Source organism: Mycobacterium sp. MFM001, assembly GCF_003402475.1.
Lineage (GTDB): Bacteria > Actinomycetota > Actinomycetes > Mycobacteriales > Mycobacteriaceae > Mycobacterium.
On the sequence record NZ_BFAB01000001.1, the window covers coordinates 332,889 to 350,428 of the forward strand.

Genomic DNA, 17,540 nt, shown 5'->3' on the forward strand with positions numbered 1-17,540 from the left:
ATACGTCGCTGCCCTCCCTTTTTGGATCAGGGCCAGTTTAGGTGCGATGGCACGGCATAACGGGACGACACGCCCTAGCGCGAACTGGGGGTATCACCCGCTCGCGCCACCTCGGCCAGCACTTCGGCGGTGTCGGCGCCCAGCTGCGGGGCCGGGCCGGCGACCCGGCCGGGAGTGCGCGAAAACCATGTCGGCACACCGGGAAACCGAACCGGGCCGTGGGGTGTGTCGACGGTCTCGAAGAATCCGGCCGCGTTCAGGTGCGGGCTGTCGAACAGGTCGGCGGGTGTGCCCAGCGGCGCCGCCGGTATCTCCAGCTCGCGGAACAGCTTCAGCCATTCTTCGGTGGTCCGCTCCGCCAGTGTCTCGGCGAGCAATGCGTAGACGGCGTCGATCTGGCGGGCCCGCGACTCCAGCGTCGCGTACCGCGAGTTGGCCCAGGCCGGTCGCACCGCGTCGACGAACGCCGACCAATGCTTGTCGTTGTAGATCAGCGCGGCGACGTAGCCGTCGCTGGTGCGATACGGCCGGCGGTTGGGCGCCACCGTGCGGGGATAGACCGCCGGGCCGAGCGGCGGGTCGAACATCGCGCCGTTGGCGTGCTCGACCAGCATGAACGACGCCATGGTTTCGAACATGGCCACCTCGACCTCTTGACCCTCGCCGGTGCGTTCGCGGTGGAACAGCGCCATCGTCGTCGCGTAGAGCGCGGTCAGGCCGGCGACCTTGTCCGCCATGATCGTTCCGACGTAGCTGGCCTCACCGGTCAACTGTTCCTGAACCGCCGGCAGCCCGCATTCCGCCTGAATGGTGTCGTCGTAGGCGGGCAGATCGCGGTCGGGGCCGCGGCGGCCGTAGCCATAGCAGTTGGTGTAGACGATGCCGGGGTTGATCGCCGCGACGTCGTCGTAGCTGAATCCCAGCCGGGCGATCGCCTTGGACCGCATCGAATGAATGAACACATCCGCGGTTTCGATGAGCGCCCGCAGCGCGTTCTTGCCGGCCTCGGACCGCAGATCGAGGACGACGCTGCGCTTGCCGCGGTTCACGTTGACGAACACGCCGCTCATCGACGGTTCGGGTCCCACCGAGATGTAGCGGGTGTTGTCGCCTTCGGGCGGTTCGACTTTGATCACGTCGGCGCCCATGTCGGCCATGATCTGGGTGCAGTAGGGCCCCATCACCATCGCGGTGAGGTCGACGACGCGGATCCCGGCCAGCGGGCCGCTTGCCTCAGCCATGCCGCGCCAGCTCGAAGCTGTAGCGCAGGTGCTCGGCATGGCCGTCGGGCACGACGGGAAACACCAACGGCGCGCTGACATCTCGGATGGCATCGAGTTGTTCGGACACCTGCTCGATCGACCACGACGGGCGGAACACGCCCGGCGTTTCGGCGACCACCGCTCTGGCCACCCGGCCGGCCACCGAAATCAGCATCTCGCCGGTGACCGGGCAGGATTCGTGGGCCAGCAGACCCACCACCGGCGCCACCAGCTCGGGCTCCATCGCGGGATACGCCGAAACGTCCAGGCCCTCAGCCATTCTGGTGACCGCCGACGGCACGATCACGTTGCATCTCACGTTGGCGGCGGCGCCCTCCAGCGCGACGACGTCGGACAGGCCGATCACACCCGCCTTGGCGGCAGCGTAATTGGCCACATCGTGATTGCCGTACAGGCCGCCGATCGACGACGTCAACACAATGCGCCCATAGCCGGCATCACGCATCGGCGGAAACGCCGGGCGTACCACGTGAAAGGCGCCGCGCAGGTGGACATCCAGCACGGCGTCGAAGTCCGCGTAGCTCATCTCCGCCAGCGGTGCTCGACGGACGGTTCCGGCGTTGTGGATCAGAATGTCGATGCGGCCGTAGTGCTGCACCGCCGCATCGATGATGGCCGCACCCCCGGCGGCTGTCGCCACCGATTCGGTGCACACGACGGCATCGCCGCCCGCAGAGCGGATTTCGTCGGCCACCTGATCTGCGGGCCCCGGGTCGACGCCGTCTCCGGTCAGGCTGCCGCCGGTGTCGTTGACCACAACCTTGGCGCCGCGCGATGCCAGCAGCAAGGCGTAGGCACGCCCCAGTCCCCGGCCGGCGCCGGTGACGACGGCGACGCGATCGTCGAATCGCAGTTCCGTCACGTTCCCAGCACCAGGCCGTCGAGATCACCCTTGTCGCGCCACGCCGACAGCAGGTCGGCAAACGCGTAGAAACCCGGACCGTACGGCTCGCCCAGATGCGACCGGATGCCCTCGCCGCCGCCTCCCCCTTCGTTGTTGTAGTAGCCGGGCGTGCATTGCGCGTCGAATGCCGAGTTGTCGATGGCGGTTTCGCGGATGGTTCTGCACCACGCGTCCTGCGCCTCGGGACTCGGTTCGACGGTGGTCGCGCCGCGGGCCAAGGCCTCGGCGATGATGTAGGCGATGTGCTCGCCCTGCAGCTCGTAGTTGGCGGCGATGTTCGCCGAGATGCCCACCTGGGTGAAGCCGGTGAAGAACTGGTTGGGAAAGCCGACGCTGGTCATGCCGTGCAGCGTCTTGTACCCGTCGTGCCAGTAGTCGAACAGCGACAGGCCGTCGCGGCCCTCGATCGTGTCGATCGAATAGCGGCGGCTGATCTCGGTGGTGATCTCGAACCCGCTGGCGTAGATGATGCAATCGACCTCGTACTCAACGCCATTCGCGACGAGCCCCTTTTCGGTGGCCCGTTCGACACCCTTGCACGCCGACACGTCGACCAGCGTGACGTTCGGCCGGTTGAAGGTCTCGAGGTAGTCGTCGTTGGAGCAGGGCCGCTTGCATAGAAACCGGTAGTACGGCTTGAGCGCCTCGGCGGTCTCGGGGTCTTTCACGATGGCCTCGACGCGGCGGCGCAGCCGCTCCATCACCTTGTAGTCTTCTTCCTCCCGGATCGCCATGAACTGCTCGGGCGTCATCGACGCCGGGTCCTCCAGCGTAAGCACCCGTGCGGCGGTGTTGCGGCCGAGCTCGGTCCAGAAGTCGCAGACCAGGTCCGGCTGGCCCAGCGCCATGCCCTCGAAGGTCCAGGCGTGGAAGTTGCGTTGCCGCTCCTTTTGCCAACCGGGCTGCAGCGACTTGGCCCACTGCGGGTCGGTCGGGGTGTTGTTGCGGACGTCGACCGACGATGGCGTTCGCTGAAACACGAACAGCTGCTTGGCATACCGCCCGAGGTAGGGCACGAGTTGCACGCCGGTGGCGCCGGTGCCCACCAGGGCGACGCGTTTGTCGGCCAGCTTGTGCAGGCCGCCGGCGGTGTCGCCGCCGGTGTAGTCGTAGTCCCAGCGCGACGAGTGAAAGCTGTGTCCCTTGAAGTTCTTGATGCCGGGAATGCCGGGCAGCTTCGGCCGGTGGAAGGGACCCGATGCCATGACGACGAAGCGGGCGCGGATGTCGTCGTCGCGGTTGGTGTCGATCCGCCAGCGCTTGATGTCGTCGTCCCAGTGCAGGGCGCGCACCTGGGTGGACAAGATCGCGGCATCGTAGAGACCGAAATGCTTCCCGATGCGCCGGCAGTGCTCGTAGATCTCGGCGCCGTCGGCGAACTTCTTGCTTGGCATGAAGTCGAGCTCTTCGAGCATCGGGATATAGCAGTAGGATTCGTTGTCGCACTGGATACCCGGGTAGCGGTTCCAGTACCAGACCCCGCCGAAGTCTCCGCCCAGCTCGATGATCCGGACATCCTCGACGCCCGCCTTCTTCAGGTGCGCAGCTGCGAGCAGGCCACCGAATCCACCGCCCAGCACCGCGACGTCGATGTCCACCGACATCGGGTCGCGCACCAGCGGCGGCGAATGCGGGTCGGTCTCATAGTATCCGGCGAAGTCGTCTTCGAGCTCGACGTACTGCTTGGAACCCTCAGGGCGCAGCCGTTTCTCGCGCTCTTGCCGATACTTTTCCCGCAGCGCCTCGATGTCGATATCGTCGGGCGTCTGCGTGGGCTGCTCGCACGTCATATGGTGCCGCTCCTCTCCCCCGCAAGCGGGAGGTACCCCCACATCGCTTTTGTGCTCTGCATCGTCGCCGGCACGCCGTCATGCCAGCGCGTTCTCCGGCAGCGCCGCGGGATGCAGCGGCGCGTCCATCTCGTGCACCGCAGGAAGCACCTCTTTCGCAAACAGTTCCGTGCTGGCCATCGCCTCCTCGTACGGCATGGTGCCGAACTGCGGGACAATGGTCAGCTCGCAGAACGAGCACGCCTCCTGGGCCGCCTTGAGCCGGTTGAAGATCTCCTCGGGTGTGCCGATCAGCAGGTTCGACGCGTGGTATCCAGGCGTCTTCGGCTTCGACTGCTGATCGCCGGTCACCGAGGACGCCAGCACAGCCGTCGCGCTCGCTTCGCGGGCCGCATACGCCTCATAGCCCTTGACACCCTTGAAGTTCGAGGCGTCGGCGAATCCATAGTGCACGGTCACATCCCGGTTGGCCGTCCAGATCCACTCCTCGGTCTTGGCCGCGTCTTCCGCGCTGGCCGTGCAGTACATGAACATCACGTTCTTCGGTTGGCAGGGCGGCAATCCTTCCTCTTTACGGAAGGTGTTCACCTTCTGCACTTCTCGCCCGGCGTCTTCGATCGGCTTGTTGCCGACGAACAACGGCACCATCCCCCGGCGGGCGAGGATCTCCAGCGATTCGGCCGTCGACGACGAGCTGTAGATCCGGGAGAACAGGTCCTTGCTCTGCGGTTCCGGGCGCAGCGACATCTCCGGGACTTTGAAGATCTCGCCGTCGTAGGAGAACCGCTCGCCGGAGAATGCCAGCTGCAGAATGTCGAGCGTTTCGTTGAAGCGCTGCCGGCTTTCCTCGCGGGGCACGCCAACGGCGTCGAACTCACCCTTGGACACGCCGCGCCCGATCCCGATCGTGGTGTAGCGGCCGTTGGACAGAATGTCCAGGTAGGCGATCTGGTGCGCCAGCCGCACCGGGTGCCACCACGGCGCGACGACGACGAACGTGCCCAGGCTGACCCGCTCGGTGCGCCCGGCGAAATAGCTCAGCGCCTGAATCGGGTTGGGCGTCATGCCATACGGCGTGCCGCAGTGCTCCGGCATCCAGATGCCGTCGAACCCGAGCGGTTCGGCCAGGTCGGCAATCGCAAGCGTGCCCTGCACGCATTTCCAGTCGGGGGTCGCGGGCGGCTGGCTGAAGTCGCCCGCCAACACCCTTTCCCAGTCGTGGGAGTTGTGCGCTCCGAACCCAAGGTTGACTTTCACTGTTGCGACTCCCTTTCTAATTCCCGCGGTGCACCGGTGCCCATGTAGGCGGCCAGGTTGCGGTGCAGGTTGACGGTGGCTTGCTCCATGTACGGGTTGGGTTTGGTGCCTTTGAAGCCCAGGGTTTTCATGCCCTGCTGCACCGCGGCCATGTTCGAGAAGTCCTGCGGAAACACCGTGCGCCAATTCGGATCGTCGGGTGGCATGTACACCCATTCCGCCTGTGGCTCTTGGCCTTCCGGATAGAGCTCGTAGCAGGATGCTTCGAAGATGCAGCTGCTCGGGTCGTAGCCGTTGGGCCGGGCGCTGTAGCACAGCGCGGTGGTCAGGCCCTGGCCGATCTGGAAGTTGGGGAAGATCTGCCACGCGGTGCCGCTTTGGGCCAGGTGCTCGGGATCGATGGTCGGCCAGATGACACCGCGGGCCGCGTCGTCGCGCCGCGCCGAGGACAGCCAGTGCTCGAGCACCTGGTCGGCCGGGGTGTCTTCGGGCAGTTCGTCGACCAGCCGGCGCGCCGCATCCACCAGCGTCTTGGTGGTGGTGGCGTTGGTCTCCTCCAGCGTGTAGATCTGCATCTCGGCGGTAGAAATGCGCGGGTCTCCGGACCCGAGCCGAATCTTCGACCTGGTCTCCTCTAAGTCTTTGGGCGCGTCGTAGCCGATGTTGCTGTGCTTGCCCTGTGCCTTGGCCCAGCCGCGAAAGCTGCTGAACTTGTTGAACTGCGGATGCGTGGTGGCGACGTGGTAGGTCTCGTTAAAGGCCTCCATCGCCACCTTCCAGTTGCAGCCGAAGTGCAGCCATTTGCGCCATTTACACCGCATGTTCTGCAGGCCGAACGGGTCGAGCATGGTGGCGGCGGGCTCGAGATAGTCGCGCAGCGACTCGCACTGCGGGTCCATGTTGATCCAGATCCATCCGCCCCAGGTGTCGACGTTGACCGGTGCCAGGTGGGTGTTCTGCGCCGTCAATGCGCCCTGCCAGTCCTGCTGCTCGGGGATGTGGACGCAGCTGCCCTCGAGGTCGTAGGTCCAGCCGTGAAATCCGCATACGAACGACTTCTTGTGCCCGCAAGCATTTTTCGCACCGTCGGGGGTGTCGACCAGCCGGCGGCCGCGGTGCATGCACACGTTGTGGTGCGCGGTGAAGCTCTCGTCACCGGTGCGCACGACGACGATGGAGTCGTCGAGGATGTCGTAGGTGAGGTAGCTGCCGACTTTGGGAAGGTCTTCGACCCGCCCGACCTGCTGCCACACCTTGCGCCACAGCCTGTCGCGTTCGGCACGCGCATAGTCTTCGGACAGATAGGCGTCCACCCCGATCGTCATCGGCGCGGAAAGCTGTTCGGCCGCTTCGACTTCGGTGTCGGTCATTGTCACATGCTCCTTAGCGCGGCTTTGAACGACTCATCCTTGAGGAACAACGACGTGTTGTCGGCGTCCAAATGTGTCCACTTGAGGTCGAGGCCGCCGTCCACCAGCAGGGTCTGACCGGTGATGTAGCTCGACAGGTCCGACAACAGAAACAGGATGGCGCCGGCCACCTCCTCCGGCCGGCCGCGCCGGCCCATCGCGATTGCGCGACGGTCACGTTCGCCGTCCTGGTCGACATAGGTTTGCGACGCGGGCGTCTCGGTGACTCCGGGCGCGACGGCGTTGACCCGGATGCCGTCGAGCGCCAATTCGACTGCCATCGTGCGTGTCACCGCCACCACCGCAGCTTTCGCCGTGCCGTAGGCGATATGGAAAGGGGCGGTGTTCATTCCGCTGATCGACGAAATCGACACGATCGATCCGGGCCGCTGCTGCGCCTTCAATTCCGCGGCCATCGCCTGGCTCATGAAGAACGTCGTCTCCAGATTCCGGGTGAATAGGTCACGCCAGTCGGCGCGCGTCACCCGGGTCGACGGCATCCAGGTCGACGGGTCGGCACCTCCGGCGACGTTCACCAGCCCGTACAGCTCCCCCTGTGCCCGCCGCGCGTGATCCATGGCCGCCCCAACACCGCCGTCCGTCGCCACGTCGGCGGCCACGGGCACGATCGGCAGTCCTTGCGCGATCAGCGGCCCGATGTGCTGGTCGAGGTTGTCGCGGCAGCGGCTCACCGCGATCACCGTCGCGCCGGCGCGAGCGACCATCCGGGTCACGGTGGTGCCGATGCCGCCGCCGGCCGCGCCGGCCACCACGACCACGCGACCATCGAGGGTCAGCAAATTATCCGGCATGTTTGTCCGGACAAGATAGTCTGGTGTGCATAATTGAGAACATGATTCTCTGCAAATCGCTTAGCGTCAAGGGCTGCTTTCCGCATCGGTCTTCCCTATTGTCTGGACCAGCCGCGGTTGCTAGCGTCACCGACTGAACGCGGAGGTCATCGACGGATGTTGCTGCAGCAAGGCCGCTACCCGGTCGCAAGTCCAGTCCAGCTCGCCGAAGGTTGGCGCCTGGAACGTCTCACTCCGCCGAGCCGGCTGTTCGGCGCCAACGGCCTGCGCACTGGTCCGGACGGCCGGATCTACATCGCGCAGGTGACCGGCAGTCAGATCAGCGCCCTCGATATCGACACCGGTCAGGTGGAGACCGTCAGCGCCAAGGGAGGCGACATCGTCGCACCCGACGACGTGGCGTTCGATCCGCGCGGCAACCTCTATGCCACCGAGGTGATGGACGGCCGGGTGAGTGTTCGAAGCACTGACGGCCAGACCCGGGTGCTGCGTGACGACGTTCCCAGCGCCAACGGCATCACGGTTCACGACGGCCGGTTGTTCATCGGCGAATGTCGGGAAGGCGGACGGCTTCTCGAACTTTCCCTGGACGGCGGCGCCCCGCGGGTGTTGCTCGAGGGTGTGCCATCGCCCAACGCGATGGAGGTCGGCCCCGACGGCCTGCTGTACTTCCCGGTGATGGGCGCCAACGAGATCTGGCGCGTCGACGTGAACGGCGGTGAGCCGCAGCGTGTCGCGACCGGGCTGGGCGTGCCCGACTCGGTCAAGTTTGATTCCGACGGCTACATCGTCTCCACCCAGGTTCACAGCGGCCAGGTGTTGCGGATCGATCCGCGCACCGGCAATCAGACGGTGCTGGCGGATCTGAATCCCGGCCTGGACAACCTGACGTTCGTCGGCAAGCGACTGTTCGTCTCGAACTTCACCGGCGAGATCACCGAAATCCTGGACGGCGCAACACGAACGGTGCTACCGGGCGGCCTGAACTGGCCGCTGGATTTGGCCGTCGGCGCCGACGGCAACCTCTACGTCGCCGACGGCACGTACTTCTACGTTCTGGGTCCCGACCGCACGCTGCAGACGGTGAGCATGCTCTTCACACCGGGCTACCCCGGCTTCCTGCGCGGGCTGGTGCCCGCCGGGCCCGGCGAGTTCGTCGTCACCACCTCGGGTGGTCAGGTGTCGCGCTACCGGCCGGCTGACAGCGAAAGCACCGTGCTGGCAGACGGATTCGACCAACTGTATGGCGTGACGGTGTCGGATGACACCGTCGTGGTAGCCGAACTCGGCACCGGGCGGGTGCTGTCGATCCGGGCTGGGCAGGCCGAGGTGATCGCCGCCGGCCTGCAGGACCCGGTCGGGGTCGCGATCGGTCCCGACGGCGGCTGCCTGGTCAGCGAAGCCGGCCGGGTTGTGAAGGTGAGCGGATCCAGCATCGAGACAGTGCTGGACGAATTGCAGCGACCGCAAGGAATTCTGGTGCGTGACGGGCTTTTGTATGTGGTCGACGCCGACGCGAAAGAGTTGGTCGAATTCGACCTCGAGCACGGGACCCGTCGTACCGTCGCGGCGGAATTGCCGGTCGGCGCCCCACCCGGAGTGGTACCCAAGCCGCTGAAGGGAATGCCGCCGTTCTCCGGGCCGCAGGGCCCGTTCGCCGGTATCGCCGCCGGATCCGATGGGACGCTGTATGTTTCGGCCGACGGCGACGGCAGCGTGCTAGCGCTTCACCGGGAGAACCGTCATGGCTGACGCCGATCATCGCTACCTGCAGGTCGCGCGGACACTGCGGAAAGAGATCGTCGACGGCGTGTACCCGGTGGGCTCCCAGCTGCCCACCGAACATCAACTGTGCGAGCGGTTTTCGGTCAGCCGCTACACCGTGCGGGAGGCGTTGCGGCGCCTCCGCGACGACAACCTGGTCGCATCCCGGCCTCGGTCCGGCACCCTGGTGGTCCCGCGGCCATCTGCGGATTCCTATGTGCAGGACGTCGTCTCGATCAACGATCTGCTGGCTTTCGCGACCGGCGCGCAATTCGCGATCGAGTCCACCAAGATGGTGCCGATCGACGACGAACTGGCAACCCGCACCGGACTGGCCCGCGGCGAAGAATGGCTGGCCGTCCGCGGGTTTCGGCGCATCGAGGGCGCGGACTTTCCGTTGTGCCGCACCGAGTACTACATCAATAGGGCGTTCGCCGCCGTGGGCCGGTTGCTGCAACGTCACACCGGGCCGATCTTTCCGTTGATCGAGGATCTGTTCGGGTTGAGCATCGTCGAGGTTCGCCAAGAGATCGCCGCGGTGCTGATCCCGGCCGAGCTCGCCGGCGAGCTCAGCGTCGAGCCCGGATCGCCGGCGCTGGAAGTGCACCGCACCTACACCACCTCGGACGGCGAAGTCGCCCAGGTCACGATCAACACCCATCCCGCCTCGCGGTTTCGGCACTCGATGACGATGCGACGAGTGCGCGGTTAGATGTGCATGGAATGACTGACGACGCGAGGCTGATCGGGCGGCACCGCTGGGGCGCCGGCGACGCCTACGCCCGCGGCTGGTGGGTTCGGACCACGCTGGCGGACACGCTGGCCGAGGCCGCGCAGCGCACCCCGCGGCGGGTCGCGGTGGTCGACGGCGAACACCGGCTGGACTGCCAAAGCCTCTACGAGCGAGCGGCGTCGCTCGCGAGCTACATGCTGGCCCGCATACCGGGGGGCAGCGTGGTGTCGTTCATGCTGCCCAACTGGCACGAGGCGGCGATCATCTACCTAGCGGCGACGCTGGCCGGAATGGTGGTGAACCCGATCCTGCCGTCGCTGCGGGACCGCGAGCTGCGCTTCATTCTCGAGGATGCCGACAGCCGGATGGTCTTTGCGCCACCGGTTTTCCGTGGCCACGACTATGCGGCGATGCTGGATCGGGTGACGGCACAGCTGGCGTCACCGCCCGAGGTGGTGGTGGTGCGCAGCGACGCGCCGCTGCCTGGAGACCACCCGGCCGAGCTGCCCGCGCTCGACCCGGATGCGGTGCGCATGCTCCTCTACACCTCGGGCACCGCGGGGCGGCCGAAAGGCGTTCTGCACAGCCACAACTCGATGCATGCGCTGATCTGCCAAATCCGCGACTACTGGCACGTGCAACCCGGTGACACGTTTCTGGTCCCGTCGCCGATCGCCCACATAGGCGGCTCGATCTATGCCTTCGAGTGCCCGCTGCTGCTGGGCACCACCGCCGTGCTGATGGATCGCTGGGACGCCGACGAGGCCGTCGCACTCATGCAAGCCGAGCACTGCACCCACATCGCCGGCGCCACACCGTTCCTGGAGCAACTCCTGACGGCCGCAGAGCGCGCCGGCACCCGACTGCCCGACTTGAGGTTGTTCATCTGCGGCGGCGCATCGGTGCCGCCGTCGTTGATCCGCACGGCGGCACGGTATTTCGAGCGGGCTGCCGTCACCCGCGTCTACGGTTCGACCGAAGTGCCGGTGACGACTGTCGGGGCGCCGTCGGACGCCGAGCACGCCGCCGACACCGACGGCCGCGCCGGAATCGCCGAGATCAAACTCGACGACGGCCAGATTTGCGCCCGGGGGCCGCAAATGCTCGTCGGTTACCTGCATCCCGAGGACGAGACCGGCGCATTCGACGCCGACGGCTACTTCCGCACCGGAGATCTGGGGCGCTGGGTTGACGACGACTACTTGATGGTCACCGGGCGGGCCAAGGACATCATCATCCGCAACGGCGAGAACATCGCGCCGAAGGAGATCGAGGACATCCTCATCGGCCATCCGGGCATCGCGGAGGTCGCCGTCGTCGGCCTGCCCGACAGCCGAACCGGGGAGCGCGCGTGTGCGGTCATTGTCCCCACCGATCCGCCGGGTCCGGACGTGGCGAGCCTGCGCAGTTTTCTGCAGGGCCACGGGCTGGCCCGCTTCAAAGCGCCGGAGCAGGTGGAGATCTGGACCGAGTTGCCGCGCAACGACGCGGGCAAGGTGCTCAAGCATCAGATCAAGGCGGCATTGACTAAGGCGGGCGGGTGAGATGCAGGTAGCGATCGTCACCGGAGCGACGGGCGGCATCGGTTTCGGCTGTGCGACCAAACTGGCCGACGCGGGGATGGCGGTCCTGGCGACCGGGCGCAACGAAGCCAAACTCACCGAATTGGCCGCAGCCATCGGCGATCCCGACCGAGTTGGCACCGTCGCCACCGATCTGACCGACGACTACGCGCCGCGACAGATCGTGGATGCCGCCGTCGAGCGGTGGGGCCACATCGACTTCCTGGTCAACAACGCCGGGGTGGGCAATCCCAAGCCACTACACGAAACCGACGACGACACACTGGATTACTTCCTCAATGTGATGCTGCGGGCGCCGTTCCGGCTGGCGCGCGACGTGTTGCCGCACATGCCGCCCGGCTCCGCCATCATCAACATCACGTCGACGTTCGCGGTGGTCGGCGGTCTTCGGGGTGGCGCGTATTCGGCTGCCAAGGGCGGACTGACCGCGTTGACCACCCACATCGCCTGCCAGTACGGAGCGCAGGGAATCCGTTGCAACGCTGTGGCTCCCGGCGTCATCCAGACACCGATGACCGAGCACCGGCTGGCCGACGAGCGGTTCCGCCGGATGAACACCGAGATGACACCGCATCAGCGGCTGGGCACCGTCGACGACGTCGCGAGCGCCGTCGCGTTCCTGTGCTCGCCCGGCGGCAGCTTCATCAACGGCCAGACCATCGTGGTCGACGGCGGATGGAGTTCGACGAAGTACCTGTCGGACGCATAGGGCTGGCCGTTGAACCTTTTCACGATCCTCGACCAGACCGCGACCCGCTTCCCGGATCGCGATGCCGTCTATCGCGGCGAGCGCCTGTTCTGCACGTGGCAGGAACTGCGCGAGCGCGCATTACGACTGGCCAGTTCACTACCACCGCCGGGCGCGCGCATCGCAGTTGCCAGCGAGAACCGCCCGGAGATCGTGGAACTGCTGTTCGCGATCTGGGCGGCCGAGTGTGTGGCCGTCCCGATCAACTACAAGCTGCACCCGCTCGAGATGGCGCAGATCCTCGCGGATGCCGGCGCCTCGAGGGTTTTTGCGTCGCCGTCGATCGCGGAGGCGCTGGCACCGGTGACTGATGTGCCAATCGAAGCCATTGGGACAGACGACTATTCACGCCTGCTCACCGCCTCGCCGACCACGCCACCGTGCAGCGATCCCACGGCGCTGGCGTGGCTGTTCTACACCAGCGGCACCACCGGGCGGGCGAAGGGCGCCATGCTGACGCATCGCAGCCTGATGGCGATGACGATCGCCCACCTTGCCGATATCGATGCGCCCGACGAGCATTGCAGCTTCGTGCACGCCGCACCGATGTCGCACGGCTCGGGCTTGTACATTCCCGCTTACGTGCTGCGCGGCGCCCGTCAGGTGGTCCCGGCTGGTGGCGGATTCGATGCCGACGAAGTCCTGGACCTGTGTGATCGTCATCCCGGCTGCGCTATGTTTCTCGCCCCAACCATGGTGCAGCGCTTGGTCGATACTGGTCGCGCCTGCCCGCGACAACTGCGGACGATCGTCTACGGCGGCGGCCCGATGTACGTCGAGAGCATCAAGAAAGCGCTGGCGGCGTTCGGGCCGATCTTCGCGCAGATCTACGGCCAGGGTGAGGCGCCGATGACGATCACCGGTCTGCGGCGCGGGGACCACGACGTTGCCGACGACGCGGTGCTCGGGTCGGTCGGGTACCCGCGCTCGGGTGTGCAAGTCGCGGTGCTGCGCAGCGACGGCACGCCGGCGACGGTGGGTGAGATCGGTGAAATCGCCTGTCGTGGCGATGTCGTCATGTCCGGCTACTGGAACAATCCCGAGGCCACCCGGGAGGCGCTGCACAACGGCTGGCTGCACACCGGCGATATGGGTTCCTTCGACCCGCGTGGCTATCTGACCTTGCGTGACCGATCCAAGGATGTAGTGATCAGCGGCGGCAGCAACATTTATCCGCGCGAGGTGGAGGAGGCGCTGCTCGAACACCCCGCCGTGTCGGAAGCCTGCATCGTCGGGGAGCCCGATGCCGAGTGGGGCGAAGTGGTGGTCGCGTTCATTGTCGGGACGGCCGGCGCCGACGAGCTCGACGCCCATCTGCTGTCGCGCATCGCCCGTTTCAAACGCCCCAAGCGTTACGTGTTTGTGGACCACCTACCGAAGAACAGCTACGGCAAGGTCTTGAAACGAGAACTGCGACAACAGTTGGTCTGATCCGCGAGCACTTTTGATCATGCCGCGGTTTAGCAGTGCCATCGCGACGCGCGACGCACACAATCCGACGCATGACATCGACAACGACCGACGTGTCGATCCAGCAGGAGAAGGCGCCTCTCCGCACGAGCGCGACCCGCGACTTGAGCGCGCAGATCCCGCTTCGCGACTCCTTGCTGGTGGCGGTGACCGCGGGGCTGGGGTACAGCTTCGATGCTTACGCGGTAAACATCTACGGACTGGTTCTCCCGCTGATCGCCGTCAGCTTCGCCGTCGACCTCACCACACTGGGCTTCATCGGCTCAATTTTCCTCGTCGGTTACATGGTCGGGACAATCGGCTTCGGTATCGCGGCAGACCGCTGGGGCCGCAAGGACACCCTCGGCGTGTCGATCCTCCTGTACGGGGCCACCACATCCCTTGGCGGACTGACCGCCAACATCCCGCTGTTCGCGGCGCTGCGGTTTCTCACCGGTGTGGGCGGCGCCGGTGAACTTGCAGTTGGCGCGCCGTACACGTGCGAGATGTTTCCACCGCGGTACCGCGCGATCGGCGTCGGCGGAATCATGTTCTCGCTCTTCTCATTCGGCTACATTCTTGCCGGCTTAGCCGCCCTCTACATCGCACCCCGGTTCGGGTGGCAATGGACCTTCATCATCGCGATCGTCCCCGCCGTGGCGGTCTTCGCGCTGCGGCGCCTTGTGCAGGAGTCAGTTCGATACGCCATCCAGAAAGCCGATGACAAGGTTCGGGCCGCTCAGGAACTCGAGCGTTCTTCAGGAGCGAAGGAGCGGATCTGGCGAATCCCGGGTGTGCCCAAGCGGATTGGCATCGGTTGGCTGCTGTACACAGCCAACGCAACCGGCTATTGGGGGCTTAGCGTCTTCCTCACCACGTTCATGGTGAAGAAATTCGGCGTCTCGCCGACCACCGCGATCGGCTATGCGATCGGATTCTATGTGGCCCAGTTCTTTTTCTCCTATCTGGGCACGGGACTGTCGGATTGGCGCGGACGTCGGCCGGCCGGGATTGCAGGCGCGGTGCTGATGATCACTGCCACCGTTATGGCAACGACGGCTTCCTCGCTCGGACTTTTCCTCGTCTTCGGTGCGTTGATGATGGCGTTGCTCGGCTGGCTGTGGGGCGTTGGTGACACCTATGTGAGCGAACTGTTTCCGACCCGGATCCGGGGAACGGGTTTCGGGCTGGCCGTCGGAGGGGGGCGATTCGCAGCCATCTTTGCCCCGTTGCTGGTGGGTGCCGGCATCACGGCCTTCGGCCCCACGATTCCCTTCCTGGCGAGCGCTGGACTCTGGCTGCTGACCATTGTCGGTTACCTGCTCGGCCCGGAGACATCGCGCAAGTCCCTCGAACAGATCGAGGCCGAATTCGAGGCCGCAAGCAGGAGTTGAGCGACCTGTCACGCTCCTGGCCGAAAGTGGTCGCGGATACCGGCCAGCATCGCACGATGCGCATCGACGGCCTTGCGCACAGTCATCGCGGCCAACGGTCGGGGAGCCGAGATCCGCAGCCGCTCGGTGATGCGGGTGCCCGCGGCGATCGGGTCGAAGCTCACCCGACCGCTCAGACGCACCCGAGGGAATTGACGGGCCTCGGTAGTCACGTCGCCGTGTGCCGGCACGTGCAACCGCGCCCAATAGCTCACCCGCAGGTTCAGGGCTCCCAGCGGAATCCGGTCGACCACGCAATAGGTCTGCTCATACCCGTCGGCAGTTTGATGGCGCGAGAGCGTGCGCACCGAAACAACCAGCGGGTGAACCGCTTTGATGCTGTCCAGGTCAACATAGAAGTCGCGCACAAGCTCCGCCGCCGCTGGCACCTCTTCGGTGAGCGTCCGTTCAGCGCGAGACAGAAGCCAGGGCTGCCAGTAACCGATTTCTGCAGCCCTCGGTTCTGTTTCGCGACGCATAAGAATCAGTGTAAAGAAAAGGCTTCCATGCGCCCCCGTCTCATGAGAGCGTGACCAGACGATGAATCCAAACCCGGACTACGACGCCAGCGACGAGCTGGAATACGGCTTCGCAGCGTTCGCGTGGCTCCTTCGAGGCGTCTACCCGCCGCCCTCGTATGCACCGGACCTCGGAGCGGCCGACGGCACATAGTTGGCCGCTGAGTTGCGCAGCTGCCAAATCTGAGCCGGGCACAGCAGATTCACCGCGTACGAAACCAGGTAATTGGCGGCAAACTCGTCGTCAGGGGCCACGTCACGTTTCACGTCGGCCATGACCTGGGGGTAGCCGACGCCATGGCTGACCTTGTCGCAGATTCCGTAGCCGTAGTCGACGGCGTCGGCCGGCGTCGCAAAACTGTAGTGCCGCCGCACTGTCACGTCATAGACATATTCGACCTCGGGTGCCGGAGCGGCGTGCGCCTGAGGCGAAAGCGGCAGCGTCGCTGCGACCAACGCTGTGCCGAACCACATACCGAACTTCATGACGATCAGACCGGCCTTCCGTACACTGCGACGACGACGCTGCGGTCGACGCTGTTCTCCGACCACACCCCGATTTGGGTGTTGGCGCAGTTCGACATGATCGCGTAGTAGTCGGGCCGGTAGAACCAATTGTCCATCACGTCAAGGCCGTTGATCGCCAACGACTGGTTGATCGCGACCGTCTCGGCGACCGTGCCGGTGTAACCTGCGTCCCGCGCGCGGTCTTGCGTCGTCGACCCGTCCGACCCGAGATCACCGTCAAGGGCAGGGTTGTTGAGCACGTCGAGGGTGTGACGTTGCGCAGCGGACTGCAGCTGCGGATTGATATGCAGGTCGCTCGTGCAGCCGGCGTGCTTCCTGATCGTGTCGACGTTGACAACGACGCCGTTGTTGAGCCGCGAGTTGTCCGCAGCAGCCGGCGGTACGGCGACCACGCCCGGCGCGATCAACGCAACGACGACAGCGAACCGGATTCTCATGACGCGTTACCGGATGTTCGCCACGAGATCGCCTGACATGGCGCCCAACTGTCGCCCCCACGTCGACCAGCCGTTGTCTCCGCCGCCACCCAGGTCGAAGTGACCGTTGCGGCCCCCGGCGTCTCGGTAGTGGGAGTAGAAGGTGGCGTTGGTGCCCTGCGCGATGTCCGGGTAGCCGATCATCGCCGCCTGGTCACTGGCGGCCCCGCTTCCCGGACTGTAGACCCAGAGCCTCGTGTTGTTGTCCACCAGCAGCTGAATGTTCTGGTTTGGGGAATGCCACTTCCAGCGCCCGAGTTGCGGTGCGCCCCACATGTTGTCGGTGTCGACGCCGCCGCCCTGCTTCAAGCCGTCGGTGATGGCACCGTCCACCCCGGTCCGTTCCGGCGCAAGGAAGCCCGACAGCGACCCGGCGTAGCGGAACCGGTCGGGATGGAAGGCGGCCAGCGCTGCGGCCGCATAGCCGCCTTGCGCGGCACCGACTACACCGTGGCCCCCGGGGACGAGGCCCTTGTTGGCGGCCAGCCAATCCGGTAGCTCGCGTGATAAAAACGTCTCCCATTGCCTGCTGCCGTCCTGCTCCCAATCGGTGTACATGCTGTAGGCTCCGCTGGCCGGCGCCGCCACCGAAACCCCCTTGCCGGCAAGCGTGTTCATCGCGTTGCCGGCAGTCACCCAGTTGCTGACGTCCGGGGCGGCGTTGAACGCGTCGAGCAGATACACCGCGTGTGGTCCGCCGCTCAAGAAGGCGACCGGGATGTCGCGGCCCATCGCAGCGGAGGGCACCATCAGGGTCTCGTAGTTGGCCGCGTGGGCGACGCCGGCGAATCCGGGCGCCAGCACGAGAGCGCACAGCACCCGGAGTGCCACCGAGACGCGTCTCACGTTCATC

The 17,540-nt window shown here is 65.8% G+C and carries 16 protein-coding genes; 6 read left to right on the top strand and 10 right to left on the bottom strand.

Annotation, left to right across the window (positions count from 1 at the left end; all coding sequences use genetic code 11):
* Positions 1 to 74 precede the first annotated feature (74 nt).
* The 6 genes from MFM001_RS01635 to MFM001_RS01660 form a co-directional block, all read right to left on the bottom strand.
* Complete coding sequence (locus tag MFM001_RS01635) at positions 75 to 1,241, bottom strand: CaiB/BaiF CoA-transferase family protein (protein ID WP_116372892.1); 1,167 nt, start codon at positions 1,239 to 1,241, stop codon at positions 75 to 77.
* Positions 1,234 to 2,145: an SDR family NAD(P)-dependent oxidoreductase gene (locus MFM001_RS01640; protein WP_116372894.1), complete on the bottom strand. Its 912-nt coding sequence runs from the start codon at positions 2,143 to 2,145 to the stop codon at positions 1,234 to 1,236. The genes MFM001_RS01635 and MFM001_RS01640 overlap by 8 nt, the downstream gene beginning before the upstream one ends.
* Positions 2,142 to 3,977, bottom strand: coding sequence for an NAD(P)/FAD-dependent oxidoreductase (locus MFM001_RS01645; protein ID WP_116372896.1), 1,836 nt, complete (start codon positions 3,975 to 3,977; stop codon positions 2,142 to 2,144). Before MFM001_RS01645 ends, MFM001_RS01640 begins: the two co-directional genes overlap by 4 nt.
* A gap of 78 nt (positions 3,978 to 4,055) precedes the next feature.
* Positions 4,056 to 5,234, bottom strand: a complete 1,179-nt coding sequence (locus MFM001_RS01650; protein WP_116372898.1) for an LLM class flavin-dependent oxidoreductase — start codon at positions 5,232 to 5,234, stop codon at positions 4,056 to 4,058.
* On the bottom strand, positions 5,231 to 6,604 hold the full coding sequence (locus MFM001_RS01655; protein WP_116372900.1) for a Rieske 2Fe-2S domain-containing protein: 1,374 nt from the start codon (positions 6,602 to 6,604) through the stop codon (positions 5,231 to 5,233). The genes MFM001_RS01650 and MFM001_RS01655 overlap by 4 nt, the downstream gene beginning before the upstream one ends.
* A gap of 2 nt (positions 6,605 to 6,606) precedes the next feature.
* The gene (locus MFM001_RS01660; RefSeq protein ID WP_116372902.1) at positions 6,607 to 7,455 is read right to left on the bottom strand and encodes an SDR family NAD(P)-dependent oxidoreductase; all 849 of its coding nucleotides are present in this window, start codon (positions 7,453 to 7,455) and stop codon (positions 6,607 to 6,609) included.
* 156 nt (positions 7,456 to 7,611) lie between these two features.
* Here MFM001_RS01660 and MFM001_RS01665 point away from each other — a divergent pair, with 156 nt between their 5' ends.
* The 6 genes from MFM001_RS01665 to MFM001_RS01690 all read left to right on the top strand — a co-directional run bounded on the left by MFM001_RS01665 (position 7,612) and on the right by MFM001_RS01690 (position 15,126).
* Entirely contained in the window at positions 7,612 to 9,207 is a 1,596-nt protein-coding gene (locus tag MFM001_RS01665; RefSeq protein WP_116372904.1) for an SMP-30/gluconolactonase/LRE family protein, read from the top strand.
* Positions 9,200 to 9,931, top strand: coding sequence for a GntR family transcriptional regulator (locus MFM001_RS01670; RefSeq protein ID WP_116372906.1), 732 nt, complete (start codon positions 9,200 to 9,202; stop codon positions 9,929 to 9,931). The genes MFM001_RS01665 and MFM001_RS01670 overlap by 8 nt, the downstream gene beginning before the upstream one ends.
* Positions 9,932 to 9,942: 11 nt before the next feature.
* Positions 9,943 to 11,496 carry an AMP-binding protein gene (locus tag MFM001_RS01675; protein WP_116372908.1) on the top strand — a complete coding sequence of 518 codons (1,554 nt, stop codon included), beginning with the start codon at positions 9,943 to 9,945 and terminating at the stop codon, positions 11,494 to 11,496.
* 1 nt (position 11,497) lies between these two features.
* A complete protein-coding gene (locus MFM001_RS01680) occupies positions 11,498 to 12,244 on the top strand; it encodes an SDR family NAD(P)-dependent oxidoreductase (protein ID WP_116372910.1) in 747 nt (248 codons plus the stop codon).
* 9 nt (positions 12,245 to 12,253) lie between these two features.
* On the top strand, positions 12,254 to 13,714 hold the full coding sequence (locus MFM001_RS01685) for an AMP-binding protein (RefSeq protein WP_116372912.1): 1,461 nt from the start codon (positions 12,254 to 12,256) through the stop codon (positions 13,712 to 13,714).
* Between the two features lie 71 nt (positions 13,715 to 13,785).
* A complete protein-coding gene (locus MFM001_RS01690) occupies positions 13,786 to 15,126 on the top strand; it encodes an MFS transporter (RefSeq protein ID WP_116372914.1) in 1,341 nt (446 codons plus the stop codon).
* An 8-nt stretch (positions 15,127 to 15,134) separates the two neighbouring features.
* Here the strand turns inward: MFM001_RS01690 and MFM001_RS01695 are convergent, their stop codons facing one another.
* From MFM001_RS01695 to MFM001_RS01715, 4 genes are all read right to left on the bottom strand, one after another.
* A complete protein-coding gene (locus MFM001_RS01695) occupies positions 15,135 to 15,644 on the bottom strand; it encodes an SRPBCC family protein (protein ID WP_238158842.1) in 510 nt (169 codons plus the stop codon).
* Positions 15,645 to 15,785: 141 nt separating this feature from the next.
* Positions 15,786 to 16,169 (bottom strand): DUF732 domain-containing protein, encoded by a 384-nt coding sequence (locus MFM001_RS01705; protein ID WP_116372918.1) that lies wholly within the window; start codon positions 16,167 to 16,169, stop codon positions 15,786 to 15,788.
* 5 nt (positions 16,170 to 16,174) lie between these two features.
* Positions 16,175 to 16,648, bottom strand: a complete 474-nt coding sequence (locus MFM001_RS01710) for a CAP domain-containing protein (protein ID WP_116372920.1) — start codon at positions 16,646 to 16,648, stop codon at positions 16,175 to 16,177.
* A 6-nt stretch (positions 16,649 to 16,654) separates the two neighbouring features.
* A complete protein-coding gene (locus MFM001_RS01715; RefSeq protein ID WP_238158882.1) occupies positions 16,655 to 17,533 on the bottom strand; it encodes an alpha/beta hydrolase-fold protein in 879 nt (292 codons plus the stop codon).
* Positions 17,534 to 17,540 lie beyond the last annotated feature (7 nt).

What these genes read in the sequence shown, in the direction of transcription:
- MFM001_RS01635 (WP_116372892.1), bottom strand. Translation starts at nt 1,241, where the DNA reads ATGGCTGAGGCAAGCGGCCCGCTGGCCGGGATCCGCGTCGTCGACCTC.
- MFM001_RS01645 (WP_116372896.1), bottom strand. Translation starts at nt 3,977, where the DNA reads ATGACGTGCGAGCAGCCCACGCAGACGCCCGACGATATCGACATCGAG.
- MFM001_RS01655 (WP_116372900.1), bottom strand. Translation starts at nt 6,604, where the DNA reads ATGACCGACACCGAAGTCGAAGCGGCCGAACAGCTTTCCGCGCCGATG.
- MFM001_RS01660 (WP_116372902.1), bottom strand. Translation starts at nt 7,455, where the DNA reads ATGCCGGATAATTTGCTGACCCTCGATGGTCGCGTGGTCGTGGTGGCC.
- MFM001_RS01665 (WP_116372904.1), top strand. Translation starts at nt 7,612, where the DNA reads ATGTTGCTGCAGCAAGGCCGCTACCCGGTCGCAAGTCCAGTCCAGCTC.
- MFM001_RS01670 (WP_116372906.1), top strand. Translation starts at nt 9,200, where the DNA reads ATGGCTGACGCCGATCATCGCTACCTGCAGGTCGCGCGGACACTGCGG.
- MFM001_RS01675 (WP_116372908.1), top strand. Translation starts at nt 9,943, where the DNA reads ATGACTGACGACGCGAGGCTGATCGGGCGGCACCGCTGGGGCGCCGGC.
- MFM001_RS01680 (WP_116372910.1), top strand. Translation starts at nt 11,498, where the DNA reads ATGCAGGTAGCGATCGTCACCGGAGCGACGGGCGGCATCGGTTTCGGC.
- MFM001_RS01690 (WP_116372914.1), top strand. Translation starts at nt 13,786, where the DNA reads ATGACATCGACAACGACCGACGTGTCGATCCAGCAGGAGAAGGCGCCT.
- MFM001_RS01695 (WP_238158842.1), bottom strand. Translation starts at nt 15,644, where the DNA reads ATGCGTCGCGAAACAGAACCGAGGGCTGCAGAAATCGGTTACTGGCAG.
- MFM001_RS01705 (WP_116372918.1), bottom strand. Translation starts at nt 16,169, where the DNA reads ATGAAGTTCGGTATGTGGTTCGGCACAGCGTTGGTCGCAGCGACGCTG.
- MFM001_RS01710 (WP_116372920.1), bottom strand. Translation starts at nt 16,648, where the DNA reads ATGAGAATCCGGTTCGCTGTCGTCGTTGCGTTGATCGCGCCGGGCGTG.